Source organism: Lysobacter arenosi, from assembly GCF_016613475.2.
Classification (GTDB): Bacteria; Pseudomonadota; Gammaproteobacteria; order Xanthomonadales; family Xanthomonadaceae; genus Lysobacter_J; species Lysobacter_J arenosi.
Window position 1 is genome coordinate 1,959,450 of sequence record NZ_CP071517.1, and the last position, 24,491, is coordinate 1,983,940.

Below are 24,491 nucleotides of genomic sequence, written 5' to 3' on the forward strand. Positions count from 1 at the left end.
TACGGCAAGCTAGCGACCCGTTTCCCCACGCCAAGCGACGGTTCCCGAGTGCGCCAATCCCTACGCCTGCTCCCGTTGTCGCTGTGCATCGCGCTGGCCCTGCCCGCGCACGCCGCCGACGGCGACGGAGAGGATTGGGGCCTGTGTCCGATCGTGGACGCGGTGCCGTCCTTCGATGACGCGCCCGCTCCGATGGGCAACATGGCCACGCGTGGCCAGGAACCGACCGATATCGACGGTGGCCAGCTCGAGCGTTCGGCCAACGACCAGGACATCGTCGTCCAGGACAACGTCAAGCTCAATCGCGGCGACCAGTTCCTCGGCACCGACAAGCTCAGCTACAACGAGCAGACCGGCAAGTACAGCGCCATCGGCCACGTCCGCTACCAGGACTCGGGCATGCGCGTCACCGCGGCGCGCGCCGAGGGCGATCAGACGGCCGACCAGCACCGCATCGAGGACGTCCAGTACCAGCTGACCCAGCGCCGTGGCAACGGTGGCGCCGAGCGCATCGACCTCAATGGCCCCAAGGGCAGCCTGGTCGGTTCGACCTATTCCACCTGCGCGCCCGACCAGCGCGCGTGGGAACTTCGCGCGCATCGCATCGACATCGATACCGCCGAAGGCATGGGCGTGGCACGCAACGCCACCATCCGCATCGGCAAGGTGCCGGTGATGTACGTGCCGTGGTTCATGTTCCCGGTCGACGAGCGCCGCCGCACCGGCCTGCTGTATCCGCAGCTTTCGCTGTCGGGACGCAACGGTTTCGACTGGCGGCAGCCGGTCTACCTCAACCTTGCCCCGAACTACGATGCCACGCTCTTTCCGCGCTACATGAGCGACCGCGGCAGCCTGCTGGGCGCCGAGTTCCGCTGGCTTTATCCAAACGGCAGGGGCGAGGTTTATGGCAACTGGATGCCGAAGGACGACCTGCCCGGCAACGAGCCCGAGCGCTACCTCTACGATCTCAACGGCAATCCGATTCCGGGCGCCACGCTGCCCGAGGACAATCGCGGTCAGTTCGCCCTGACCGCCACCCACAACCTCAACAGCACCTGGTACGCCAACACCAACCTGGGCTGGGTCAGCGACACACATTACTTCGAGGATTTCAGCAGCAGCCTGTACGGCATTTCGAACTCCACGATCCGCAGCGATGCGGGCCTGTATGGTCGTGGCCGCTACTGGGAAGCGCAGCTGATGGCCGACCATTACCAGTTGGCCGACTACACCCTGACCGATGCCAGCCTGGCGTTCGATCGCCTGCCGCGTGCCTACGCGCACTGGGCGCAGCCGGTGGTCGGAAACTGGTTGCAGGCAGGTGTCGACACCGAAGCGGTGCGCTTCCAACACACCGAGTTCCTCGGCGGCTCACGCTTTGACCTGAAGCCCTACGTTGTCATGCCGCTCGAAGGCGCCGCCTGGTTCATCCGCCCCAAGCTGGCATGGCGCTACACCGCCTACCAGGCCGACGGCAGCGGTCTGCAGCGGGCCACCGAATTCGTCCGGCGTTATGGCGGCACGGTAACGCCCGAGCTGATCGAACAGTTCAGCGACAGCACCCAGAGCCGCAACATGCCGATCACCTCGGTTGACGCCGGACTCTACTTCGATCGCAACACCACGATCCGCGGCGACGGCTACCTCAATACGCTCGAGCCACGTATCTACTACCTGAACGTCCCCTACCGCGACCAGTCCGGCCTGTCGATCTACGACACCGGCGCGACCACGTTCAGCTGGGGCCAGCTGTTCCGCGACAACCGATATACCGGTGCCGACCGCCAGGCCGATGCCAACCAGCTCACCGCGGCCCTGACCACGCGCCTGATCAGCGAGGAAACCGGCCAGGAACGGCTGGCGGCGAGCCTGGGCCAGATCTTCTACTTCGACGACAGCAGGGTCACCCTGCCCAACGAGGCGCCGATCGAACAGGGCAAGTCGGCCTGGATCGCCGACGCCAGCATCAGCCCGAGCGACCGCTGGACGATCGCGGGCACGTACATGTGGAACCCGAAGTACCGCGCCGAGGACATGACCAGCTTCCGCGCCCGCTACATCTTCGACAACAACGGCGTGGTCAATTTCGGCTACCGCTACCGGCGCAACTCGGGCTTCCGCCCGGGGATCGACCCGCCGGAGAACCAGGACCTGCTCGAACAGGCCGATTTCTCGTTCCTGTACCCGATCAACCGCACCTGGAGCGTGGTCGGCCGCTACTACTACTCGATCCTCGACAAGAAGCAACTTGAGACGATCGCCGGTGTCCAATGGGAGAGCTGCTGCCTTGCCGCCCGACTGGTGGGCCGCCGCTACCTGCGCAATCGTGATGGTGAACTGGATACCCGGATCATGTTCGAGTTTGAACTCAAGGGCCTGGGCTCGGCCGGGCAGAACGTAGAGCGCGCCCTGCGCCGTGGTATCCTCGGTTACAACCGCGATGACCTCTATCTCGTGCCGCCAAGCTCCGCGGAGCGCCTGAACAACGGCGGCGGCCAAGTCGAATCAACTCCCGACCCGACCCTATGAAGAAACTATTCGCGTCCGCCCTTGCCGTCGCGGTGCTCTCCGGCACCCTGCCGCTGGCGACCGCAACGGCCCAGGAGCCCACCGGCTCGGTCCAGCCCATCGACGGCATCGCTGCCGTGGTCGACGAGGACGTGATCCTCAAGACCGAACTCGACCGCGCCGTTGCCAACATCCTCGGTCAGTACGCCGGCCGCGAGGCCCAGCTGCCGCCGCGCGAGGTGCTCGAGCGCCAGGTGCTCGAACGCCTGGTCCTGGTGAAGCTGCAGGTTGCCCGCGCAGCGGGTACCGGCGTGCGGGTCACCGACCAGGAAGTCGACCAGGCCATCGCCGGCATCGCCCAGCAGAACCGGGTCAGCCCCGAACAGCTGCGCCAGCAGCTGGCCCGCGAAGGCACCTCCTACAATGATTTCCGCAGCTCGATCCGCGATGAACTGCTGATCCAGCGCCTGCGCCAGCGCTTCGCGCAGAGCCGGGTCACGGTCAGCGACTCGGAAATCGACGCCGCCATGGCCGCCCAGGCCAACAGCGGCAACCAGTACCACCTGGCCCACATCCTGGTGCAGCTGCCCGAAGGCGCCACCGCCGAGCAGATCGCCGTCGCGCAGAAGAAGATCGAGGGCGTGAAGGCCCTGATCGAGAAGGGCGAGATGGACTTCGCCGCGGCCGCCGTGCGCTACTCCGACAGCCCGAACGCGCTGGAAGGCGGCGATCTGGGCTGGCGCAGCGTCGACGAGATCCCGCAGGCGTTCACCTCGATGATGCGCAGCATGAGCCCGGGCGATGTCACCGCACCGATCCGCGGCCCCAGCGGCTTCCAGCTGGTCAAGCTGGTCGAGACCCGCGACGCCTCGCAGGCGGCACCGGCCATGGTCACCCAGTACCAGGCCCGGCACATCCTGATCCGCGTCGACGACAAGACCGACGATGCCAAGGCCAAGGCCAAGGCCGCGACGCTGCAGGCCCGTCTGGCCGGCGGCGCCGACTTCGCCCTGCTGGCACAGGAAAACTCCGAGGACCCGAGCTCGCGCGGCAAGGGTGGCGAGCTGGGGTGGTTCACGCGCGACGAATTCGGCCCCGACTTCGGCGCGGCCCTGGCCGGGCTGCAGCAGGGCCAGGTGTCCGCTCCGGTGCGCACGCAGGCCGGCTGGCACCTCGTCAAGCTCGAGGGCACGCGCGAAACCAACGTGGGCGACAGCAACCGTCGCGCCCAGATCCAGGAAACCATTGGCCGTCGCAAGCTCGAGGACGAGTGGAACCGCTACCTGCGCGAGATGCGCGGCGAAGCCTTCGTTGACGTCCGCGTCGGCAAGGCCGCCGAGCCCGCCACCCCGGCCGCGGCGCCCGCCAGCGGCAGCTGAGTGATCCCGGGATGACCCCCGGGAACAACCATGCCCGGCTCGCCCTGGTGCCGGGCGAACCGGCAGGGGTCGGCCCCGAGTTGTGCGTGCGGCTGGCACAGCGGCCGCGCGACTATTCCCTGACCGCCTTCGCCGACGCACGCAGCCTGCGGGCTGCCGCCGCCGCGCTGGGCCTGCCACTGCAATTGCTGCCACCCGGGCAGCCGGCCCTCGGGCCCGGCGAACTGGCCCTGGTCGAGGTCACCAACGCCGTTGCCCCCGAGTTCGGCCATCCCGACCCGCGCAATGCGCAGGCGGTGATCGCTGCCCTGCTGCAGGCCGCGCAGGGCTGCCTCGATGGCACGTACGACGGCGTGGTCACCGGCCCCGTGCACAAGGCCGTGATCAACGAAGGCGGCATTGCCTACACGGGCACGACCGAACTGTTGGCGCAACAGGCCGGGAGTGAGGTGGTGATGATGCTGGCCAACGACGTCGTCCGCGTCGCCCTGGTCACCACCCACCTGCCCCTGCGTGCGGTCGCCGATGCCATCAGCGCGCGGGCGTTGACCCACACCCTGCTGACCACCCATGCGGCACTGCGCCACGATTTCGGCATTGCCGAGCCAGTGATCGCGGTGCTGGGCCTGAACCCGCATGCCGGCGAAGCCGGCCACCTCGGCCGCGAAGAGCTGGACATCATCGAACCGGCCATCGCCACGCTGCGCGCCCAGGGCCTGAGGCTGGTGGGTCCGCTGCCCGCCGATACCGCCTTCCTGCCGGCCAAGCTGCGCGGCTTCGACGCGGTGGTGGCGATGTACCACGACCAGGGATTGCCGGTGCTGAAGTACAGCGGCTTCGAACACGCGGTGAACCTCACCCTCGGCCTGCCCTACCCGCGCGTGGCAGTCGACCACGGCACCGCGCTGGAACTGGCGGGCCAGGGCGTGGCCGACGCTTCGAGCCTGATCGCCGCCGCCGATACCTGTGCCCGCATTGCCCGCATCCGGCGCAGCGCTTCGGGCACATCCTCAACGAGCACAATTTCCAAGGGCTCGCCCGCATGAGCACGCGCCACTTCACCGAGCCGGCAAAGAAGCACCTCGGCCAGCACTTCCTGCACGACCGCCGGATCATCGACATGATCGTGCAGGCGGTCGATCCCAAGCCGGGCGATCGCCTGGTCGAAATCGGTCCCGGCCAGGGCGCCATCACGTTTCCGCTGCTCGACCGCCATGGCGAGCTGACGGTGATCGAGTTCGATCGCGACCTGATCTTTCCGCTGACCGATGCCGCGCGCGCGCACGGCACGCTGGAAGTGATCCACCGCGACGTGCTCAGCGTCGACTTCAGCGCGATCGCGCGCAACAGTGGCGCCGGCGACGGAAAGATCCGACTGGTCGGCAACCTGCCCTACAACCTGTCCTCGCCGATCCTGTTCCATGCGCTGGACCATGCCACGGCCATCCACGACATGGTCTTCATGCTGCAGAAGGAAGTGGTCGACCGCATGGCCGCCGGGCCGGGCAGCAAGGTCTACGGACGCCTGGGCGTGATGCTGCAGGCCTACTGCCACGTGACGCCGCTGTTCGACGTACCGCCGGGCGCGTTCAAGCCGCCGCCGAAGGTGGATTCGGCCGTGGTGCGGCTGGTGCCGCGCGCACCGGAGACCATTGGCGTCGCCGATCCGGCCATGTTCACCGCAGTCGTGCGCGATGCGTTCGGGCAGCGTCGCAAGACCCTGCGCAATGCACTGTCGAAACTGTGCGATGCGGCCGCGATCGAGGCTGTCGGCGTACGCCCCGACGCGCGCGCCGAACAGATCGAGGTCGCCGATTTCGTGCGCCTGGCCAACTCGCTGGCAAAGGCGTAGCCGGCGCAATGCAGTGAACGGACCCGCAACGCGCATCGGCTGGACGTCGGCCATGCGCCTCCTGGCGCCCGCCTTCAACGGCTCGTGCACACAACGTTGACCAATTTTCGACGCCTCGCCCTACACTGTCGGCATGGAACGCAGTACCGATTACGCCGTCGACGTCTCCGTCGCCACCCGTTACCTCGATGACCAGTCCGAGCCTGGCCAGGACCGCTATGTCTTCGCCTACACGATCAGCATCCGCAATGCCGGCCGCGTGCCCGCGCGCCTGCTGAGCCGGCGCTGGCTGATCACCGACAGCAACGGCAAGGTCCAGGAGGTCGAGGGTGAGGGCGTGGTGGGCGAGCAGCCGTACCTGCGCCCCGGCGACGACTTCGAATACACCTCCGGTGCCGTGCTGGAAACCAGCCACGGCATGATGGAAGGCAGCTACCACATGCTCGCCGACGATGGCACGCAGTTTGATGCGCCGATTCCGGCCTTCAGCCTGTCCGTGCCGCGAACGTTGCACTGACCGGGCCCATCAGCACATGACCACCTGGGCCATCGGCGATCTGCAAGGCTGCTACGACGCGACGCAGCGTCTGCTGGAGAAGATCGCCTTCGATCCCGCGCGCGACCAGCTCTGGTTCTGCGGCGACCTGGTCAACCGCGGCGGCCAGTCGCTGGAAACCCTGCGGCTGGTGCACTCGCTGCGCGCCAACAGCGTGGTCGTGCTGGGCAACCATGACCTGTCGCTGCTGGCGATCGGCGAACGGCGCGAGGACGAGCAGCGCAAGGTCAACCAGGACCTGCAGCGCATCGTCCTCGCCGAAGACCGTGACGAACTGCTGACCTGGCTGCGCATGCAGAAGCTGGTCCACGCCGACCGCAAGCTGGGCTGGATGATGGTCCACGCCGCACTGGCGCCGCAGTGGTCGACGCAGATGGCCGAGCGCTTCGCCCGCGAGATCGAGGAGCGCCTGCACGGCGACCAGTTCCGCCGGCTGCTCAAGAACATGTACGGCGACAAGCCGGCCTGGCATCCCAAGCTGGCCGGCGTCGAGCGCCATCGCGCGATCATCAACGTGTTCACGCGCCTGCGTTACTGCACGCCGCGCGGCCGCATCTCGTTCGAGGACAAGGGCAGCCCCGGCACCCAGCCGGCCGGCCTGTATCCCTGGTACGAAGTGCCCGGGCGCGTGGAGCGCGACCTCAAGATCGTCTGCGGCCACTGGTCGACGCTGGGACTGTTCATCGGCCACGGCGTCCACGCCATCGACACCGGCGCGGTGTGGGGCGGCAAGCTCACCGCATTGCAGCTCGACACCGATGAGCTGCGCCTGGTCCAGGTAGCAGGGCGCGATGTGCCGGCGACGCCGCCGCGGCCGCGACCGCCGTACCACGCCGACGACCGCAATCGCCAGCGCCAGCAACGCCAGTCGCAGGGCGGCCAGCCGCGCCAGGGGCAACCGCGTGGCCCAGGGCAATGGCGGACAAGGAAGGCCGCGTCAGAACGAAACCGCTGCTCCTGCGCCGCCGGTGGAAACCGACCAGGACTGAGCGAGGGGTAGGCGCGAGCTTGCTCGCCCCTACGCAGTACCTTCAGGCGCGGATGTAGTCGACGAACTCGAACGCGCAGGCGTGTTTTGCATCCGCCTCGTGCCGTTCGCGCGCCACGACGCGCCACTGCCCCTCATCGATCACGGGGAAGAACGCGTCGGCACCCTCGACCACGGTGTCGACCAGGGTCAGGTGCATCTGCGTTGCCTGCTGCAGGCACTGCGCATAGACCTCGCCACCACCGATCACGCAAAGCGCCGGCACACCGGCGGCCTGCGCGATGCGCATGGCCTCGTCCAGCGACGCCACCGCCTGCATGCCCTCGAACGGCACCTGCCCCGAGCGCGTCAGCACCAGGTTGAGCCGCCCGGGCAACGCACGTCCGAGCGACTGCGCGGTCTTGCGTCCCATCAGCACCGGCTTGCCCAGCGTCAGCGCCTTGAAGCGCTTGAGGTCATCGGGCAGGCGCCACGGCAGGTCGTTGTCGCGACCGATGGCGCGATTGCGGTCGTGCGCGGCGATCAGGACAAGTTCCACCGGGACCGGCGACATCAGACCGCGACCGGCGCCTTGATCGCCGGCAGCGGGTCGTAGTGCTCGATCGCGATGTCGTCGTAGTGGAAGCCGAAGATGTCGCGCACGTCCGGGTTGAGCCGCAGCGTCGGCAGCGCGCGCGGCGTGCGCGACAGCTGCTCGCGCGCCTGCTCGAAATGGTTCGAGTACAGGTGCGCGTCGCCCAGCGTGTGGACGAAGTCGCCGACGCCCAGGCCGCACACCTGAGCAACCATGTGCGTCAGCAGCGCATAGCTGGCGATGTTGAACGGCACGCCGAGGAAGATGTCGCCGCTGCGCTGGTACAGCTGGCAGCTGAGCTTGCCGTTGGCGACGTAGAACTGGAACATCGTGTGGCACGGCATCAACGCCATGCGCGGCAGGTCGGCGACATTCCACGCCGAGACGATCAGGCGGCGCGAGTCGGGATTGCGCTTGATCTCCTCGACCACCCAGCGGATCTGGTCGATCTCGATGCCATCGGCACCGGCCCAGCGTCGCCACTGCTTGCCGTACACCGGACCCAACTCGCCGTCGGCGTCGGCCCATTCGTCCCAGATGCTGACCTTGTTGTCCTTCAGGTAGGCGATGTTGGTTTCGCCCTGCAGGAACCACAGCAACTCGTGCACGATCGAGCGCAGGTGCAGCTTCTTGGTGGTGACCAGCGGAAAGCCTTCGGCCAGGTCGAAGCGCATCTGCCAGCCGAACACGCTGCGCGTGCCGGTACCGGTGCGGTCGGCCTTGTCGCTGCCGTGGTCGAGTACATGGCGCAGCAGGTCGAGGTATTGCTTCATCTCATCGGTCCTCTGCTCAGCCCGCGTTCGGCGGCACGGCCAGCGGCTGCAGCGTCGGCTGGCGACGCGACCACCACAGCCAGAACAGGCCCAGCGCGATCAGCGGCAGGCTCAGCACCTGCCCCATCGTCAGCCAGCCGAAAGCGAGGTAGCCGATCTGCGGGTCGGGCACGCGGACGAACTCGATCAGGAAGCGGAAGCAGCCGTACAGCAGCGCGAACAGGCCCGACACCGCATAGCGCGGACGCGGTTTGCTGGAGAACCACCACAGCGCCAGGAACATCACCAGCCCTTCGAGCAGGGCCTGGTACAGCTGCGAGGGATGGCGCGCAAACCGCTCCAGTGCGCCGCTGGCGAACTGGCTGTGGATCTGCTCGCGGGTCCAGTTGCTGAACTCCGGCGCGCGCGGAAATACCACGCCCCAACCGGCATCGGTGTACTTGCCCCACAACTCGCCGCCGATGTAGTTGCCCAGGCGGCCGAAGCCCAGGCCCGGCGGCACCAGCGGCGCGATGAAATCGACGGTGTCGAACAGATGCAGGCGATGCCGGCGCGACCACCACCAGGCCGCGGCGACCACGCCGAGCAGGCCGCCGTGGAAGCTCATGCCACCTTCCCAGATGCGCAGCAGCATCAGCGGATCGCGCAGCAGGTCGTGGAAGGAATAGAAGAAGACGTAGCCCAGGCGCCCGCCCAGTACGACGCCGAGCATCGCGTAGAAGAGCAGGTCGCCGTAGGCCTGTTCGCTGACCCCGGGCAGGCGTCCGGCAGTGACGCGGCGTCGACCCAGCCACCATGCTGTGCCGAAGCCCAGCAGGTACATGATTCCGTACCAGTGCACCTGCAGCGGGCCGAGATGGAAGGCGATCGGATCGATCTGGTGCAGGACGATCATGCGGCGGTACGGCTCCGGGCTTCTGGATGGAGGACGTGAAGCGTGGCGCCTATTGTGCCCTCTCCGCCGCCCTAGAGGATGTACGGCAGGTCCGGCAGTTCGTTGCGGTCGTGCTGCCCTTCACCTCGCGGGAAATGCTCGACCAGCAGCGCCGAAAGCGCATCGATGCCGGCCATGACGCCAGCCTCGGCCTCGCCCGCCCGCAACCGCTCCTCGATCAGCTGGCACACACCGCGCCACTGCTCGGCACTGACGCGACCCTCGAAGCCGCGGTCGGCCACTATCTCGATGCGATGGTCGGCCAGCAGCAGATAGAGCAGGACACCGTTGTTGGCTTCGGTGTCCCACACGCGCAGCCGGGCGAACACTTCGGCCGCCTGCTCACGCGCCTCCACGCCGGACATCACCTGGCGCGGATGCAGGCTCGGGTCGACCGCGAAACAGATCTCGCCGGTATGGGCCAGCTCGCTGTCGGCAATGGCCTTGGCGATGCGCTGCAGGCTCTCGCCCGGGAAAAGGCGCTTGGCAGAGGGCGGGAACAGATGCTTGAACAGCCGCATGTCACCAGCTCCCGGAGGCACCACCGCCTCCGCTCATGCCACCGCCACCACCCCAGCCGCCACCGCCGCCGAAGCCCCCACCGCCACCGCCAAACCCGCCGCCACCGCCCCAGCCACCGAAGCCGCCATAACCGCGGTCACGCGCGTAGCGTCCCGACGGCAGACTGGCCAGCCCCATGAAGAAACCGATCGCCGCACCGATGCCGCCGACCAGGAACATCGACGAGATCAACCAGGCGATGCCGCCGGCGGCACCGGCCCCGATCACGCCGCGCAGCAGCGACGGCGCCCGGCCGAAGATGCCGCGCGCGACCTGGGCGACGATGAAGGCGACGAACAACGCGAACAGCCAGCCGCCGCCACCGTTGCCGCGCCCGGAACGGTGCTCGGCCATCGGCGCGGGCAAGGGCTCGCCGTCGATCAGCTTGACCAGCGCGCCGCTGGCATCGGTGATGCCGCCGGCATAGTCGCCGGCGCGGAATTTCGGCACCAGGTATTCCTGGATCACGCGCGCGGAGGTGGCATCGGGAATCGCGCCTTCCAGGCCGTAACCGACCTCGATGCGCACGCGACGGTCGTCCTTGGCGACCACCAGCAGGACACCGTCGTCGACGCCCTTGCGTCCCACCTTCCACTGATCGAAGGCACGCACCGCGTACTGGGCGATGTCCTCCGGCATCGTGGTCGGCACCACCAGCACCTGCAGCTGGCTGCCTTTACGCTGCTGCAATGCCAGCGCCTGCGCCTCGAGCTTCTGGCGAGTGGCAGCGTCTATCGTGCCGGTGGTGTCGACCACCGGCGAGGTCATCGCCGGGATCGCAGCCAGCTGCTGCGCCTGCACGGAAACGAGCGCGAACAGCAACCAGGTCACGAAGCTCGCGACCGGCACCCGCATGCGCCGCCAGATCACGGCAATGCTCCGCTACGCCTCACGCCGGTCTCAGCCGTTGGCCGGTGCCGGCTGTTGCTGAGGCTGCTGTTGCTGCGGCTGCGCCGGCTGGCCGAACTCGACCTTGGGCGCTTCCTGGATCTGCGCCTCGTTGTCGACCGAGAAGTTGGGCTTGGGCTTGTAGCCGAACATCATCGCGGTGAGGTTGGTCGGGAACTGGCGGATGTAGGTGTTGTAGTCCTGCACCGTGCCGATGTAACGCTGGCGCTCGACGGTGATGCGGTTCTCGGTGCCTTCCAGCTGGGCCTGCAGCTGCAGGAAGTTCTGGTCGGCCTTGAGTTGCGGGTAGTTCTCGCTGACGACCAGCAGGCGACCAATCGCGCTCTGCAGCTCGCCCTGCGCCTGCTGGAACTTCGCCAGCGACGCCGGATCGTCGGCGTTGACGTTGATGCTACCGACCTTCGAACGCGCCTCGGTGACCTGGGTCAGCACCTGCTGCTCGTGGCTGGCATAGCCCTTCACGGTCGCGACGAGGTTGGGCACCAGGTCGGCGCGGCGCTTGTAGACGTTGAGCACCTGCGACCAGGCCGCCTTAACGGCCTCGTCCTTCTGCTGGATGGTGTTGTATCCGCAGCCGCTGAGCGTGGCGGCCATGAGGACCAGGACGAGCGTTTGGATAAACCGGGTCATGACGCGCGACTCCTTCCGTGACGATGGCCGGCATTGCAGCATCTACGGGGGCGGCATGCAAACAGACAATGTCGGAATAACGAACGCGTAACCAAGCGCGGCCACAATCCCCGGCCCGGCGGACGACGCCCCAACGCAACCAGCAGTGCCAGCGGCCGCCAGCCGCCAGCCGGGTTACTCCGGCTGCAGGCGACGCTGCGCGCGTCGCTTCGCCCAGAGGTTCAGGCACTCGACCAGCGCCGAGAAACCCATCGCACCGTAGATGTAACCCTTCGGGATATGCACCTCGAAGCCATCGGCGATCAGGTACACACCGACCAGCACGATGAAGGCCAGCGCCAGCATCTTGATCGTCGGGTTGTGGTCGATGAAGTTGCCCAGCGGCTTGGATGCCAACAGCATCACCGCGACCGCGAGCAGGATCGCCGCGACCATCACCGGCGTGTGGTTGGCCATGCCGACCGCGGCAATGACCGAGTCGAGCGAGAACACGATGTCGATCACGGCGATCTGCGCGATCACGCCCATGAACGACGCGACCGGCTTGGTGTGGATGTCCTCGGCCTCACCCTCGCCGACGACCAGATCCTTGATCTCCATCGAACCCTTCACCAGCAGGAACGCGCCGCCGAGGATCAGCACCAGGTCGCGCACCGAAACGCCCTGGCCGAGGATGGTGAACAGATCGTGGGTGAGGCCGGCCAGCCAGGCCAGCGTCAGCAGCAAGGCAATACGCGTGATGCAGGCCACGGCAATGCCGAACTTGCGTGCCTTCTCGCGCTGCGTGTAGGGCAGCTTGCTGACCGCGATCGAAATGAAGACGAGGTTGTCGATACCGAGCACGATCTCGATGGCGCTCAAGGTAACGAGGGTGATCCATACCTGCGGATCGGTCAGCAGCTCAACAATCACTTGCGGTTTCCTGCACTTTGGCTTTTAAGAATCTGGTCGGGATACCCGTGGCGAACGACATGCCCTGATGGGCGCATTCACCACAGGCGGGGTACGACGATCGCACCCCAGGTCAGCAATACATTCATCATCAACACGAACACCGCGGCCGAGCCCATGTCCTTGGCCCGGCCCGCCAGCTCGTGGAACTCGGGACCGTAGCGCTCGATCACCGCCTCCACCGCCGAATTGAGCAACTCGATGCTCAGCACCAGCAGCATCGAACCGACCAGCAGCACTCGCTCCACCGCGGTCTGCCCCAGCCACCAGCCCAGCGGCGCCAGGACGACGAACAGGTACACCTCGAGCCGGAACGACGACTCGTGCAGCCAGGCCGCGCGCAGCCCCTGCATCGACCACCTGGCAGCCTTCAGGATGCGCGCGGGGCCGCGCGGCATGTGCCCAAACTCATCAGCCATGTCGGTCGCTCAGTCCGCGGAACGGGAAACAGCAGGGTTGGACCGCCTGCGATCGACCGGTTTGCCTGCGCCACCCTGAGGGGACTCCGGCGGCTCGCACAAGTGCTGGGACTGCTCGAAGTTCGACATGGATGGGGTCTGTAAGGGGTTCGAGGCGCGGCCCCGGGGCCGCGGCAGGGGGCCGATTTTGCCACAAGCCCCGTGCCCCTGCCCCGCGGACGCATGAACGGACCCGGCCATGCCCGCCTGACGCGTTTTTCGCGTGCCATTAGCGGTACCCGGCCTAACCTGACGGACCAGCCCGTCACCGCTCGCCCTCACCGGAGAACCGCCATGTCCCGTTGCGCTCTGCTGGCAAGGCTGGAGGCCAAACCGGGCAAGGAAGACCAGCTCGAACAGTTCCTCCGCAGCGCCCTGCCCCTGGCGGAGGCCGAACCGGGGACCCGCACCTGGTTCGCCCTCCGGTTCGGCCCCAGCAGCTTCGGCATCTACGACACGTTCGACACCGAAGCCGGCCGCCAGGCGCACCTGGATGGACCGATCGCGGCGGCGCTGATGGCGCGCGCGGACGAGCTGCTGTCGCAGCCGCCGCAGATCGACCGGGTCGACCTGCTGGCGAGCAAGCTGCCGCACTGACCGCCGCAGGCGGCCAGGGGGAAGGGGTCACTCTTCTTCGTGGATCGCCGTGCCGCGGCTGCCGTCCGTCCTGATCCAGCCGCGGAACATGCTGCCGCTGTTGAACGGCATGGCGATGTTGCCCTGGCGATCCATGGCGATGGCGCCGCCGTCGCCGCCGGCGGCCGGAACGATCCGGTTCACCACTTCTTCCGCGGCCGCCTGCAGTGAATCGCCGCGGTAGGCCACGCGCGCGCAGATGTCGTGCGCGACCGCATTGCGGATGTAGTACTCGCCCCAGCCCGTGCCGGACACACCACAGCCCTCGTCGGCCCAGGTGCCTGCACCAATGATCGGCGCATCGCCGACGCGGCCCCACTTCTTGTTGGTCATGCCGCCAGTGCTGGTGGCAGCGGCGATATGGCCCTGCGCATCGAGCGCGACCGCGCCGACGGTGCCGAAATAGGTCGGCGCATCGTCGAGTGAGCGACTGGCCTCGCGCTTGCCCTTGGCCGCTTCCTCGCGCTGCGCCTTCTCGAGTTGCTGGCGACGCTTGTCGGTGTCGAACCAGTTGTTGGGTACGCGGTCGATTTCCGGACGGGTGTCGGCGAACGCTTCGGCACCGGCGCCGGCGAGCATCACGTGCGGGCTGTGTTCCATGACGGTGCGCGCGAGCTTGATCGGGTTCTTGATCGTGGTGACACCGGCCACCGAGCCGGCGCGACGCGTATGCCCTTCCATGATCGCGGCGTCGAGCTCATGGCCACCCTTGGCGTTGAACACCGCGCCCTTGCCGGCATTGAATTGCGGCGCATCCTCCAGCACGACCACCACCGCGGTGACGGCGTCGAGCGCACTGCCGCCACGCTTGAGCACGGCATTGCCGGCATCGAGCGCGCGATTGAGCGCGGCGTGGTAGGCGCGACGCTCCGCTTCGGTGATCGAATCCTTCGGCACGAAGCCGGCACCGCCATGGATGACCAGTGCGGTCTTCGGCGCGGCGGGCTGGTCGGCGGCGTGGGCGTTGACGGTCATGGCAGACAGTGCGAGCAACGGGAGCGAGATCAGGATCGGCAGGCGCATGGGTCGGAGTCCGGCGAGGAAGCCAGAGCATACCGCCGAACAATCACGTCATCCCGGCGAACGCCGGGATCCATCTTGATCGTCCCAGCAGCAAATGGGTCCCGGCTTTCGCCGGGACGACGATCGGCCTACTGCTGCCGCAATGCCTCGATCGGATCCAGCTGCGAAGCCTTGCGCGCCGGGTAATAGCCGAAGAACAGCCCGGTCATGATCGAGAAGCTCGCCGCCAGCGCGATCACCTGCCCGTTCAAGGCCACCGGCAGCGAACCGAACTTGCCGACCAGCAATGCCCCGACGATGCCGATCGCGATTCCCAGCGCGCCACCGATCAGCGAGATCAGCATCGCCTCGGCCAGGAACTGCCGGCGCACGTCCGACGGGCCGGCACCGACCGCCATGCGCAGGCCGATCTCGCGGATGCGCTCGGTCACCGACACCAGCATGATGTTCATGATGCCGATGCCGCCGACGATCAGCGAGATCGTCGCCACCGCACCCAGCAACAGCGACATCAACCGCGTCGTCGCCGTGCGCGTGGCGACGATCTCTGAGATGTTGCGCACGTTGAAGTCGTCGTCCTCGCCGGGCTTGATGCGGTGGCGCTGGCGCAGCAGTGCCTCCACTTCGCCCTGCGCATAACTGAGGTCCTTGGCATCGGCCACGGTCAGCGCGATCTGCGTCACCGCACCGGCCGGCAGTCCCATCGCGCCCATAAGGCGCCGGCGCGCGGTCTGCAACGGCACCATCACCACGTCGTCCTGGTCCTGGCCGAAGCCGCCCTGGCCCTTGGGCTTGAGCGTGGCGACCACGGTGAACGGCACCCGCCCGAGGCGGATGGTCTGGCCCACGCCCGGTTCGTCGCCGAACAGCGTGCGCCGCACCGTCTCGCCCAGGATCACCACCTTGCCGGCGCTGGTGTAGTCCTGCGCGTCGAACCCGTCGCCGTTGGCGATGGCCCAGCCGTTGATGTCGAAGAAGTCCGGCTGCACGCCCTGCCAGCTGGTCGACGCGTTGTTTTCCGCGTACACGACCTGGGTGTTGCCGCGCAGCGCGCCGGCGACGAACTGCACTTCCGGGATCTCGCTGCGGATCGCCTCGACATCACCTTCGTTGAGGGTAAAGAAACTCGAGGCGCTCATGCGCGCGCCACCGCCGCCGGGGCCGCGACCGGCACCGGAGCTGATGTCCAGGCGCTGCGAGCCCAGGCCCGACACCATCTTGTCGATCTCGGCCTGCGTGCCCTGCCCCACCGACACCATCACGATCACCGCGGCGATGCCGATGATCACGCCCAGCGACGTCAGCGCGCTGCGCATCCAGTTGCCGCGCAGCGCGTAGATGGCAGTGCGCAGGATGTCGGAGAAGTTCATGCCGCGTCCTCCTGCGCATGCAGCTCGCCGTCGCGCATCACGTAGATGCGGTCGGCGTGCGCGGCGACTTCGGCGTCGTGGGTGATCAGCACGACGGTGTGGTTGTCATCGCGCAGGCGCTTGAACAGCGCCAGGATCTCCTCGCCGGTCTTGCTGTCGAGCGCGCCGGTGGGTTCGTCGGCCAGCAGGATCGGCGGCTGGTTGATCAGGGCGCGGGCGATCGCGACGCGTTGCTGCTGGCCACCGGAGAGCTCGCTGGGGCGATGGCCGACGCGCTCGCCCAGGCCGACCGCGACCAGCGCCGCGCGGGCACGCTCGAGGCGCTCATGCGGCGGCACCTGCGCGTACCCCAGCGGCATCGCCACGTTCTCCAGCGCGCTCATCCGCGGCAACAGGTTGAAGCCCTGGAAGACGAAACCGATCTTGTCCCGGCGCAGCACCGCGAGTTCTTCGGCGTCGAGCGTGGAGACGTCGACACCGTCGCATTCGTACGAACCGGCGCTGGGCGTGTCGAGGCAGCCGATCAGGTTCATCAGCGTCGACTTGCCCGAACCCGACGGCCCCATGATCGCCACGAACTCGCCGCGATCGATGCGCATGTCGACATCGCGCAGGGCCTGCACCTCGGCCTCGGTATGCGCCGAGTAGGTCTTGCACAGCCCGCGCGTGAGGATCACCGCCGGCGTTGTCGCAGCGCCGGCGCTCATTGCTGTGCCCGCTCGCCGGTCACCACCAGGTCGCCCTGCTTGAGCCCGCCGCCGGACACTTCGGTGCTGCTGCCATCGCTGGCGCCGATGCGCACCATCAGCATTTCCGGTTTGCCGCCGGCGAGGCGGTACAGAGGGGCGCGCTTGGCGTTGAGCAGGCCCGCCAGGGCGCCATCCCACTTCGCCTTCTGCGCGTCGTCGAGGCTGTTGCGGAACTGGGCGAAATCCTCGCGGAAGCGGTCGGCCATGCGCTGGCGCATCTGCGCCTGCATGTTGCCGCCGCCACTTCCGCCAGCAGTCACGACCATGCCGCCACCGCCGGGGCCACGGCCGCCACCACCGCCGCCGAACAGGCGGTTGCCGCCACCGGACTGTGCCGCCTGTGCCTGCCGTGCGGCCTGGCGCTCGCGCACCGCGGCGACGGCAGCATCGAATGCCGCCTGTTGCGAGGGGTTGAGCTTGAGCGTGGCTGCGGTGCGGGTGAGGTCGTCGATCACGCCGCTGCCGCCCTGGCGATTCGGCTGCGGTGCGGCCGTCGTGGCGCCGGCACCGGCGGCATCGTCGGCCGGCTTGAAGCGCAGCGCGGCGTTGGACACCTTGAGCACGTCGTCGCGGCGGCTGACTTCGATCTCGGCGTTGACGGTGAGACCGGGCAGCAGCGTGCCGTCGCTGTTGTCGACCGTCACCACCACCGGATAGGTCACGACGTTGTTGGTTGTAGTGGCCGACAGGCGCACCTGCTCGACGGTGCCGCGGAACTGGCGATCGGGGAACGCGTCGACGGTGAACGACACACCCTGGCCGGTGCGGACCTGGCCGATGTCGGCCTCGTCCACGGCCAGTTCGATCTTCATCTTCGCCAGGTCCTCGGCGATCTTGAACAGTTCCGGCGCCTGCAGGCTGGCGGCCACGGTCTGGCCCGGCTCGATGCTGCGCGTGAGCACCACGCCGTCGACCGGCGAGCGGATCACGGTGCGGTCGAGGTTGACCTGGGTGGTTTCGGTGGACGCGGTCTGCTGCTGGATCGACGCCTGCGCGGCGTTGACCTGCGCGCGTGCCTGGTCGAGTGCGGCGCGGGCCAAGTCGACGTCGCTGCGCGCAACCAGCTGGCGCGTGCCCAGGTCGGCCTTGCGCCTGTAGTCGAGCTCGGCATTGACCAGCGCCGCCTGCGCCTGCGACAGCGCGGCGCGGGCGTTGGCGATCTGGGCATTGCCCTGGGCGATCTGCGCCTGGTAGGTCTTGGGGTCGATGCGGGCGATGACCTGGCCGCGTTTCACCGGGTCGTTGAAATCGACCAGCACGTCGGTGACCTGGCCGGAAATCTGGCTGCCGACGGTGACGGTCGAGATAGCGCTGAGCGTGCCGGTCGAGGAAATGGCGACGCGGATGTCGCCCCGTTCCACCGGCGCGGTGCGGTAGGCACCGGTGGCGGCTTCGGCGTCGCGCTGGCGGAAGTACCACCAGCCGCCACCGGCCAGCGCGAGCACGACGGCAGCGGCGATGCCGCGACGGATCCATACGTTGGACTTGCGGGAGTGCGGCGACTGGACGGACTTGCGGGCTGCGCTCATTTGGCTCGATTCATGGGTTATGCCGGCACCAACGCCTGAAGTGGCGTTGCGTTGACAGCGCCTGTGCCAATTGGTTCAGCGCATTGTCACCCCTGGCCGGTCGTGCCGTCGCGTTGCCAGACGATTACTGGAACCGGATCACCGCCGTCGTGCCCTGCCCCGGCTCGCTGGCCAGGCTCACCGGCCAGCCGAAGCGTTCGCCCAGCCTGCGCACGATCGACAGGCCCATGCCTTTGCCGTCGCTTTCGGCAAACTCGGCGCGGAAGAACGGATCGAAGGCCTTGGCCAGCACTTCCGGCGACATGCCGATGCCGCTGTCGCGGATCACCACGCGATCGGGCATCACCCGCACTTCGATCTGTCCGCTACCAGTGAAGCGCACCGCGTTGCTCAGCAGGTTGCCGACCATGACCCGCAGCACGTGCGGCGGCGCCACCAGTCGCGGGCCACCCTCGTCATGGAACAGCACTTCCACCGGACGCCCGGCCAGCATCGGCCGGATCCGCTCGACTTCGCTGGCGACGATGTCGCGCACCTCGAACTCCTCGCTCTGCGGCGCCACGTCGGCTTCGCGGGCGAGGATCAGGAAGGCCTCGATCACCGACTCCATGTCGCGCCCGGCCTGCTGCACGCGCGCCAGCGATCGCTGCGCGCGCGGGCTGGTTTCCGGGTCGGCCAGCATCAGGTCGCTGGCCACGCGAATCACGGTGAGGGGCGTGCGCAGTTCGTGGCTGGCATCGCGGGTGAAGTTGCGCTCGCGGCGGACGAAATCGCTGACGCGCTCGGACAGACCGGTCAGCGCCTTCGACAGCTTGCGAACCTCGTCGCTGGCATCGGCCGGCAATCGCGCCGGCGCGATCGCGCTGGCATCAGGGTCGCGTGGATCCCAATGCGCGACCTGGTTGGCCAGCCAGCTCACCGGCGTGACCAGTCGCTTCGAGGTCCGGTAGGTCAACCAGATCAGCACGCCGCTGGTGACCAGCGACAGCAGCAGCGAGACCAGGCCGGTCATCAGCACCGACTGGTCGGCCATCCACGCCGAGAACACCAGGTACAGCGTTCCCTGCGGGCGGCGATCGACGTAGACCAGGCTGCGGCTGTCGGGCAGACGCTGCACGCCCGGACCCAGCCCATTGAGTTCGGCCGGCAGTTTCGGATTGGCCTGGCCCGGGATCACCACATAGCCGGACATCGTCGAACTGCTCGGCAGCCGATGGTTCGGATCGACCGCGTACGCCTTCCAGAAAGCCTGAGCCTCCTGGCGGACGCGCTCCTCGATCACTTCCTGCCGCACGATGACACCGGCGAGCAGGATGCCCACCGTGATCACGATGCTGCCGATCAAGGCCTGCGTCAGGAACGCAAGCTTGATCCTGCGCGGAAGTCCGTGCCGCATGGCGCTGCCGTCTTACTCGGGTGGCTGCGAGATGTCGGCAACGCGGTAGCCGGCACTCTGCACCGTGTGCAGCAGTTGCTTGTCGAACGGCTTGTCGATGGTCTTGCGCAGGTTGTACAGATGGCTGCGCAAGGTGTCCGAATCGGGCAGGCCGTTGCCCCAGATCTCGCGCTCGATTTCCTGGCGACTGACCACCCGCGGCGACTCGCGCATCAGGATCGTCAGCAGGCGCAGGCCAATCGGCGAAAGCTGCAGCTCGCTGCCGCCGCGGGTCACGCGCAGGCTGGCCGGATCGAGCACGAGGTCGGCGACCTTGAGCACCTCACCGCCAACCTGGCGACGCTCGCGCCGGATCAGCGCGCGCAGGCGCGCCTCCAGTTCCTGGATCGCGAACGGCTTGGTCAGGTAATCGTCGGCGCCTGCCCCCAGCCCCGTGAGCTTCTCGTCGAGCGTGTCGCGCGCGGTCAGCATCAGCACCGGCGTCGACTTGCGCGCTTCCTCGCGCAGCTTCTTGCACAACTCCACGCCATCCATGCGTGGCAGCATCAGATCCAGTACGACCACGTCATAATTGTTCTCGGTCGCCAGTCGGTAGCCGTCGAGTCCGTCGCTGGCATAGTCCACCTCGAAGCCACGGCCCTCCAGGTATTCGCCGACCATCTCCGAGATGTTGCGGTTGTCCTCCACGATCAGGACCAGACCGCCGTCCCTTGTGCCGGTACCCTGCATGCAAACCCCTCCAACCCTTCAGCTTTGTGAAGGCTGCCTTTGCGAGTGTGGATGTTTCGTGAAGGTGCTGTGCTTAAGCTGAACGAATTCTTTACGACGAAGATTTCCCATGCCTGCCGAACGCATTTACCCGATCCTGCTGCTGCTGGGATCCAACCTCTTCATGACCTTTGCCTGGTACGGGCACCTGAAGTACAAATCCACCCCCCTGGTCATGGCGATCATGGTCAGCTGGGGCATCGCCTTCTTCGAGTACTGCCTGATGGTGCCCGCCAACCGGCTCGGCAGTGCCGTCTACTCGGCGCCACAGCTCAAAGGCATGCAGGAAGTGATCACCCTGCTGGTCTTCGCCGGCTTCTCCGCCTGGTACCTGGGCGAGCCGCTCAAGTGGAACCACTGGGCCGGCTTTGCCCTGATCGCCGTGGCGGCCTGGCTGATCTTCCTGGATTGATTCCTGGACAGGCCAGTCGGAAAGCGGTGTTTCAGAACGGGATCTTGCCGCTGAGGATGTCCTTGAACATCACCCAGTCGCCAGCGAACGAATAGAACGGGTGGCGGAACGTGGCCGGGCGATTCTTCTCGAAGAAGAAATGCCCGACCCAGGCAAAGCCGTAACCGCACACCAGCGCCGCCAGCAACCACCAGCCATTGCGCTCGACGATGGCAAGCACCAGCAGCGCCAGCACCCCGCAACTGCCGATGAAATGCAGGCGCCGGCTGGTGCGATGACTGTGCTCGCCCAGGTAGTACGGGTAGAACTCGCGGAAGCTGGCAAAACGCGGCACGGTGTTCCTCCCAATGTCCCCATGTGGACCGGTGCGCATTGCGCCGCGGCGACAGCGCCGCCGGTCCGGACGTGATCGTGCACCCGCGCCGACGATGGAGCAAGCCGGTGTGGTTTGAGGGCGAATCGCGCTTTGCGACGAATCCGGCTTTGGGACGAATCCCGCTTTGGGACAGATCTGATGGTCCGTGTGCCGGCCAACCGGACAATGGCCCCCGGACAAGACGTCCCGATACATCGCTCCGGCGCCCTACCCGGCGCCTCCACCCAATACGCCGCCCCTGGCCCTCATCGCCCGGCCAGTGAGGTTGCGTGTGCGCCAGCGGAAGGTGCCAGTCACCGGACCTCCGCCATGTTTCACCGTCACCGCCGCCAGCCCCCTCCCTTCGCCCGTTCCAGCGCGCGCCGACAACGCTCGGCGTGGCGGGCCAGCCTGCATCTGGCAGGTGCGGGGATGGCGATCGTGCTGGCCGCCCAGGACAGCCCTGCCGCCTCGCACGTGCCGGCGGCGTTGCCCGGCGCAGCCACGATGGTCATCGCCTTGCCGCGGCCCGAACCGGTCGCGTTGTCGCACCAGCACACCTTCGAATTCAAATCGGCGAAACCGGGCATCTACCCGATGCGGCTGCCGCTGGACGCCATCCGGGTAACCTCCGGCTTTGGCCGTCGCACCGATCCTTTTCGTCGCCGTGCCGCGTTCCACAACGGCATCGATTTCGCCGCGCCGCCCGGCACCTCGGTGCACGCGACCGCCGACGGCATCGTCGCGCGCGCGACCTACAGCAAGGACTACGGCAACCTCGTCCTGATCGATCATGGCGACGGATGCAGCACGCTCTATGCGCACAACGAACGATTGCTGGTGCGCACGGGCGAGCCGATCCTGGCCGGGCAGCCGATCGCCCTGGTGGGATCGTCGGGGCGTTCGACCGGACCCCACCTGCACTTCGAGGTCCGCCAGGACGGTGTGCGCGTGGACCCGCAGGAGTACGTCGCCGGGTTGTGACCAGCCGGCAGTCGCGATGCCGCTGGCTAGGACTTCTCTGCCGCCTTGGCCCGGTCCCAATAGCGGTCCTGGGCTTCCAGCGACTGCCCGGCCAGCTCGGCGCCATCTGCTTCCGCCAGGGCCTCCATCGCGCGGAAGCGGCGTTCGAACTTCAGGTTGGCCCGGCGCATCGCGGCACCGACGTCGACCTTGGCGTGGCGCGCCAGATTGGCGCAGACGAACAGCACGTCGCCGATCTCGTCCTCGAGCCGGTCGCGCGCGGCGGCATCGTCCGGATCGGCGTCGAGCGCTGCAAACTCGACGCGCACTTCCTCGATCTCTTCGTGCAGTTTGGCGATCACCGGCGTCACGTCGGGCCAGTCGAAACCGACCCGCGCGGCGCGCTTCTGCAATTTCACCGCACGCTGCCACTCGGGCAGGCCACGGGCGATGCCTGCGAGCGCGGAGCGGTCCTGGTGGCCGCTGTCCTCGCGTTCGCGGCGCTTGTGTTCTTCCCAGGCTACCGTCTGCGCTTCGACGCCTTCGACTGCCGCATCGGCGAACACATGCGGATGCCTGCGCACCATCTTGTCGCTGATCGCGGCGACCACATCGGCGAATTCGAACTCGCCCTGCTCCTGCGCCATGCGCGCATGAAACACCACCTGCAGCAGCAGGTCGCCCAGTTCGTCCTTCAGGTCATCCAGGTCGCCGCGGTCGATCGCGTCGGCCACTTCGTAGGCTTCCTCGATCGTGTACGGCGCGATGCTGGCGAAATCCTGCTGCACGTCCCACGGGCAACCGCTTTGCGGGTCGCGCAGGCGCGCCATGATGGTGAGGAGACGGTCGATGTCGGACATGTCGGTCAGTTGCCCAGCCATTGCCGCCACGGCAGCGCGGGATCGCCCAGGGCGATGAAGTCACCGTTGAGGATGCCTTCGCGCTGGTTGTAGCGGAACGGACGTCCCTGCGGATCGAGCACCACGCCGCCGGCGCCTTCAAGCACGCACTGGCCGGCCGCGGTATCCCACTCGCTGGTGGGTCCGAAGCGCGGATAAACATCCAGCCGGCCATCTGCGAGCGTGCAGAACTTCAGCGACGAACCCAGCCCGATCGGCTCGACCTGGCCCATGCGCGCGATGAACGCCTCGGTGCGCGTGTCGCGATGAGAACGGCTGGCCGCCACACGCAATGGCGAGGTGGCCGGCGCGCGCGAACGCACCGCCTCGTCGCGGTTGCCTTCGCGGCGGAAGGCACCGAGCGTGGCGCCGCCGTGCCAGAGCACGCCGGTCACCGGCGCCTGCACCACGCCGAACACGGCAACGCCGTCTTCGATCAGGGCGATGTTGACGGTGAACTCGCCATTGCGCTTGACGAACTCGCGCGTGCCATCGAGCGGGTCGACCATCCACGAGCGCTGCCACTGCCGTCGCTGCGCGGTCGGAACTTCGTGCGCGGATTCCTCCGACAGCACCGGGATGTCAGGCGTCAGCCGCGCCAGGCCGTCGACGATGCAGCGGTGCGCGGCCAGGTCGGCGGCGGTCAACGGCGAATCGTCGTCCTTGTGCTGCACGGCGAAATCGCTGTCGTAGATGCCCAGGATCGCGGCGGCGGCATCGTGCGCCAGCGCGATCACGCCCTCGCGCAACTCGTGGGAAATCATGTCTGGTGCGTCCTCAGCCACTCGCGGGCAATGAAAAGGGCGGCGATGCTGCGGCCTTCGGAGAAGTCCTCGCGCAGGATCAGCTGGTGCAGGTCGTCGAGCTTCCACGGCACCACTTCCAGCTCTTCGGGCTCGTCGCCGGGCAGTCGCTCCGGGTACAGGTCGCGCGCCAGCACCAGGTGCGCCTGGTGGCTCATGTAGGTCGGCGCCAGCGTCAGCGAGCGCAGCACGTTGAGCGAGCGCGCGCCGTAGCCGGCCTCTTCCTTGAGCTCGCGGTCGGCGGCCTGCTCGGGTGTCTCGCCGGCGTCGATCCGGCCCTTGACCAGGCCCAGCTCGTAGCGGTGCATGCCGGCGGCGTATTCGCGCACCAGCAACACGGTGTCGTCATCGAGCAGGGGCACGACAACCACCGCGCCGTGGCCGCGCCCGTGCAGGCGCTCGTAATGGCGACGCTCGCCATTGGCGAACTCGAGATCAAGGCGTTCGAGCCGGTACGGACCGGCGTCATGCTCGGTGATGCTGTGGATGGTGGGTAGCCGGCGGCTCATGGCCAG

General features: G+C 67.5%; 27 protein-coding genes. 9 read left to right on the top strand and 18 right to left on the bottom strand.

The window, feature by feature from the left end; translation table 11 throughout:
- Positions 1 to 48 precede the first annotated feature (48 nt).
- The 6 genes from lptD (at position 49) to HIV01_RS09215 (ending at position 7,295) form a co-directional block, all read left to right on the top strand.
- Positions 49 to 2,529, top strand: a complete 2,481-nt coding sequence (lptD, locus tag HIV01_RS09190; RefSeq protein WP_200606605.1) for an LPS assembly protein LptD — start codon at positions 49 to 51, stop codon at positions 2,527 to 2,529.
- On the top strand, positions 2,526 to 3,887 hold the full coding sequence (locus HIV01_RS09195) for a peptidylprolyl isomerase (protein WP_200606607.1): 1,362 nt from the start codon (positions 2,526 to 2,528) through the stop codon (positions 3,885 to 3,887). The genes lptD and HIV01_RS09195 overlap by 4 nt, the downstream gene beginning before the upstream one ends.
- A gap of 11 nt (positions 3,888 to 3,898) precedes the next feature.
- On the top strand, positions 3,899 to 4,933 hold the full coding sequence (gene pdxA, locus HIV01_RS09200) for a 4-hydroxythreonine-4-phosphate dehydrogenase PdxA (protein WP_200606609.1): 1,035 nt from the start codon (positions 3,899 to 3,901) through the stop codon (positions 4,931 to 4,933).
- Positions 4,930 to 5,739, top strand: coding sequence for a 16S rRNA (adenine(1518)-N(6)/adenine(1519)-N(6))-dimethyltransferase RsmA (gene rsmA / locus HIV01_RS09205; protein ID WP_200606610.1), 810 nt, complete (start codon positions 4,930 to 4,932; stop codon positions 5,737 to 5,739). The genes pdxA and rsmA overlap by 4 nt, the downstream gene beginning before the upstream one ends.
- Positions 5,740 to 5,872: 133 nt before the next feature.
- Positions 5,873 to 6,256 carry a Co2+/Mg2+ efflux protein ApaG gene (gene apaG, locus HIV01_RS09210; RefSeq protein ID WP_158734096.1) on the top strand — a complete coding sequence of 128 codons (384 nt, stop codon included), beginning with the start codon at positions 5,873 to 5,875 and terminating at the stop codon, positions 6,254 to 6,256.
- A gap of 16 nt (positions 6,257 to 6,272) precedes the next feature.
- Entirely contained in the window at positions 6,273 to 7,295 is a 1,023-nt protein-coding gene (locus HIV01_RS09215) for a symmetrical bis(5'-nucleosyl)-tetraphosphatase (protein WP_207527156.1), read from the top strand.
- A 31-nt stretch (positions 7,296 to 7,326) separates the two neighbouring features.
- Here HIV01_RS09215 and HIV01_RS09220 read toward each other — a convergent pair whose 3' ends face one another.
- The 8 genes from HIV01_RS09220 to HIV01_RS09255 form a co-directional block, all read right to left on the bottom strand.
- Positions 7,327 to 7,821 (bottom strand): dihydrofolate reductase, encoded by a 495-nt coding sequence (locus HIV01_RS09220; RefSeq protein ID WP_200608419.1) that lies wholly within the window; start codon positions 7,819 to 7,821, stop codon positions 7,327 to 7,329.
- Between the two features lie 14 nt (positions 7,822 to 7,835).
- On the bottom strand, positions 7,836 to 8,630 hold the full coding sequence (locus HIV01_RS09225; protein ID WP_200606612.1) for a thymidylate synthase: 795 nt from the start codon (positions 8,628 to 8,630) through the stop codon (positions 7,836 to 7,838).
- 16 nt (positions 8,631 to 8,646) lie between these two features.
- Positions 8,647 to 9,525, bottom strand: coding sequence for a prolipoprotein diacylglyceryl transferase (gene lgt, locus HIV01_RS09230; protein ID WP_200606613.1), 879 nt, complete (start codon positions 9,523 to 9,525; stop codon positions 8,647 to 8,649).
- A 71-nt stretch (positions 9,526 to 9,596) separates the two neighbouring features.
- Positions 9,597 to 10,085: a TPM domain-containing protein gene (locus HIV01_RS09235; RefSeq protein WP_200606614.1), complete on the bottom strand. Its 489-nt coding sequence runs from the start codon at positions 10,083 to 10,085 to the stop codon at positions 9,597 to 9,599.
- 1 nt (position 10,086) lies between these two features.
- Positions 10,087 to 10,980: a TPM domain-containing protein gene (locus HIV01_RS09240; protein ID WP_200608420.1), complete on the bottom strand. Its 894-nt coding sequence runs from the start codon at positions 10,978 to 10,980 to the stop codon at positions 10,087 to 10,089.
- A 45-nt stretch (positions 10,981 to 11,025) separates the two neighbouring features.
- Positions 11,026 to 11,664 (bottom strand): LemA family protein, encoded by a 639-nt coding sequence (locus tag HIV01_RS09245; protein WP_200606615.1) that lies wholly within the window; start codon positions 11,662 to 11,664, stop codon positions 11,026 to 11,028.
- Between the two features lie 174 nt (positions 11,665 to 11,838).
- Positions 11,839 to 12,576, bottom strand: a complete 738-nt coding sequence (locus tag HIV01_RS09250) for a TerC family protein (protein ID WP_200606616.1) — start codon at positions 12,574 to 12,576, stop codon at positions 11,839 to 11,841.
- A 77-nt stretch (positions 12,577 to 12,653) separates the two neighbouring features.
- Positions 12,654 to 13,034, bottom strand: coding sequence for a diacylglycerol kinase (locus HIV01_RS09255; protein WP_200606617.1), 381 nt, complete (start codon positions 13,032 to 13,034; stop codon positions 12,654 to 12,656).
- A 333-nt stretch (positions 13,035 to 13,367) separates the two neighbouring features.
- Between HIV01_RS09255 and HIV01_RS09260 the strand changes: the two genes are divergently transcribed.
- Positions 13,368 to 13,670, top strand: coding sequence for a putative quinol monooxygenase (locus HIV01_RS09260; RefSeq protein ID WP_200606619.1), 303 nt, complete (start codon positions 13,368 to 13,370; stop codon positions 13,668 to 13,670).
- A gap of 27 nt (positions 13,671 to 13,697) precedes the next feature.
- Here the strand turns inward: HIV01_RS09260 and HIV01_RS09265 are convergent, their stop codons facing one another.
- The 6 genes from HIV01_RS09265 to HIV01_RS09290 all read right to left on the bottom strand — a co-directional run bounded on the left by HIV01_RS09265 (position 13,698) and on the right by HIV01_RS09290 (position 20,505).
- Positions 13,698 to 14,684: an isoaspartyl peptidase/L-asparaginase family protein gene (locus HIV01_RS09265; RefSeq protein WP_245156991.1), complete on the bottom strand. Its 987-nt coding sequence runs from the start codon at positions 14,682 to 14,684 to the stop codon at positions 13,698 to 13,700.
- Positions 14,685 to 14,860: 176 nt separating this feature from the next.
- Complete coding sequence (locus tag HIV01_RS09270; protein ID WP_200606622.1) at positions 14,861 to 16,102, bottom strand: ABC transporter permease; 1,242 nt, start codon at positions 16,100 to 16,102, stop codon at positions 14,861 to 14,863.
- Entirely contained in the window at positions 16,099 to 16,809 is a 711-nt protein-coding gene (locus HIV01_RS09275) for an ABC transporter ATP-binding protein (RefSeq protein WP_200606623.1), read from the bottom strand. Before HIV01_RS09275 ends, HIV01_RS09270 begins: the two co-directional genes overlap by 4 nt.
- Positions 16,806 to 18,380 carry an efflux RND transporter periplasmic adaptor subunit gene (locus tag HIV01_RS09280; RefSeq protein WP_200606624.1) on the bottom strand — a complete coding sequence of 525 codons (1,575 nt, stop codon included), beginning with the start codon at positions 18,378 to 18,380 and terminating at the stop codon, positions 16,806 to 16,808. The genes HIV01_RS09275 and HIV01_RS09280 overlap by 4 nt, the downstream gene beginning before the upstream one ends.
- Positions 18,381 to 18,504: 124 nt before the next feature.
- On the bottom strand, positions 18,505 to 19,776 hold the full coding sequence (locus tag HIV01_RS09285; RefSeq protein ID WP_200606625.1) for a sensor histidine kinase: 1,272 nt from the start codon (positions 19,774 to 19,776) through the stop codon (positions 18,505 to 18,507).
- Positions 19,777 to 19,788: 12 nt separating this feature from the next.
- The gene (locus tag HIV01_RS09290) at positions 19,789 to 20,505 is read right to left on the bottom strand and encodes a response regulator transcription factor (protein WP_158733290.1); all 717 of its coding nucleotides are present in this window, start codon (positions 20,503 to 20,505) and stop codon (positions 19,789 to 19,791) included.
- Positions 20,506 to 20,614: 109 nt separating this feature from the next.
- Here HIV01_RS09290 and HIV01_RS09295 point away from each other — a divergent pair, with 109 nt between their 5' ends.
- Positions 20,615 to 20,956, top strand: a complete 342-nt coding sequence (locus HIV01_RS09295) for a DMT family protein (protein ID WP_200606626.1) — start codon at positions 20,615 to 20,617, stop codon at positions 20,954 to 20,956.
- A 31-nt stretch (positions 20,957 to 20,987) separates the two neighbouring features.
- Here the strand turns inward: HIV01_RS09295 and HIV01_RS09300 are convergent, their stop codons facing one another.
- Positions 20,988 to 21,290 (bottom strand): Mpo1-like protein, encoded by a 303-nt coding sequence (locus HIV01_RS09300; protein ID WP_200606627.1) that lies wholly within the window; start codon positions 21,288 to 21,290, stop codon positions 20,988 to 20,990.
- Between the two features lie 453 nt (positions 21,291 to 21,743).
- On the opposite strand from HIV01_RS09300, the gene HIV01_RS09305 reads away from it, so the two are divergent.
- Positions 21,744 to 22,295, top strand: a complete 552-nt coding sequence (locus tag HIV01_RS09305; protein ID WP_200606628.1) for a M23 family metallopeptidase — start codon at positions 21,744 to 21,746, stop codon at positions 22,293 to 22,295.
- Between the two features lie 26 nt (positions 22,296 to 22,321).
- Here HIV01_RS09305 and mazG read toward each other — a convergent pair whose 3' ends face one another.
- Genes mazG through nudE form a run of 3 tightly spaced genes read right to left on the bottom strand, consistent with a single transcriptional unit; the run spans position 22,322 to position 24,485 of the window.
- The gene (mazG, locus tag HIV01_RS09310) at positions 22,322 to 23,134 is read right to left on the bottom strand and encodes a nucleoside triphosphate pyrophosphohydrolase (RefSeq protein ID WP_245156759.1); all 813 of its coding nucleotides are present in this window, start codon (positions 23,132 to 23,134) and stop codon (positions 22,322 to 22,324) included.
- A gap of 5 nt (positions 23,135 to 23,139) precedes the next feature.
- Positions 23,140 to 23,937: a 3'(2'),5'-bisphosphate nucleotidase CysQ gene (gene cysQ / locus HIV01_RS09315; protein WP_200606630.1), complete on the bottom strand. Its 798-nt coding sequence runs from the start codon at positions 23,935 to 23,937 to the stop codon at positions 23,140 to 23,142.
- Entirely contained in the window at positions 23,934 to 24,485 is a 552-nt protein-coding gene (nudE, locus tag HIV01_RS09320; protein WP_200606631.1) for an ADP compounds hydrolase NudE, read from the bottom strand. Before nudE ends, cysQ begins: the two co-directional genes overlap by 4 nt.
- Positions 24,486 to 24,491: the final 6 nt, after the last annotated feature.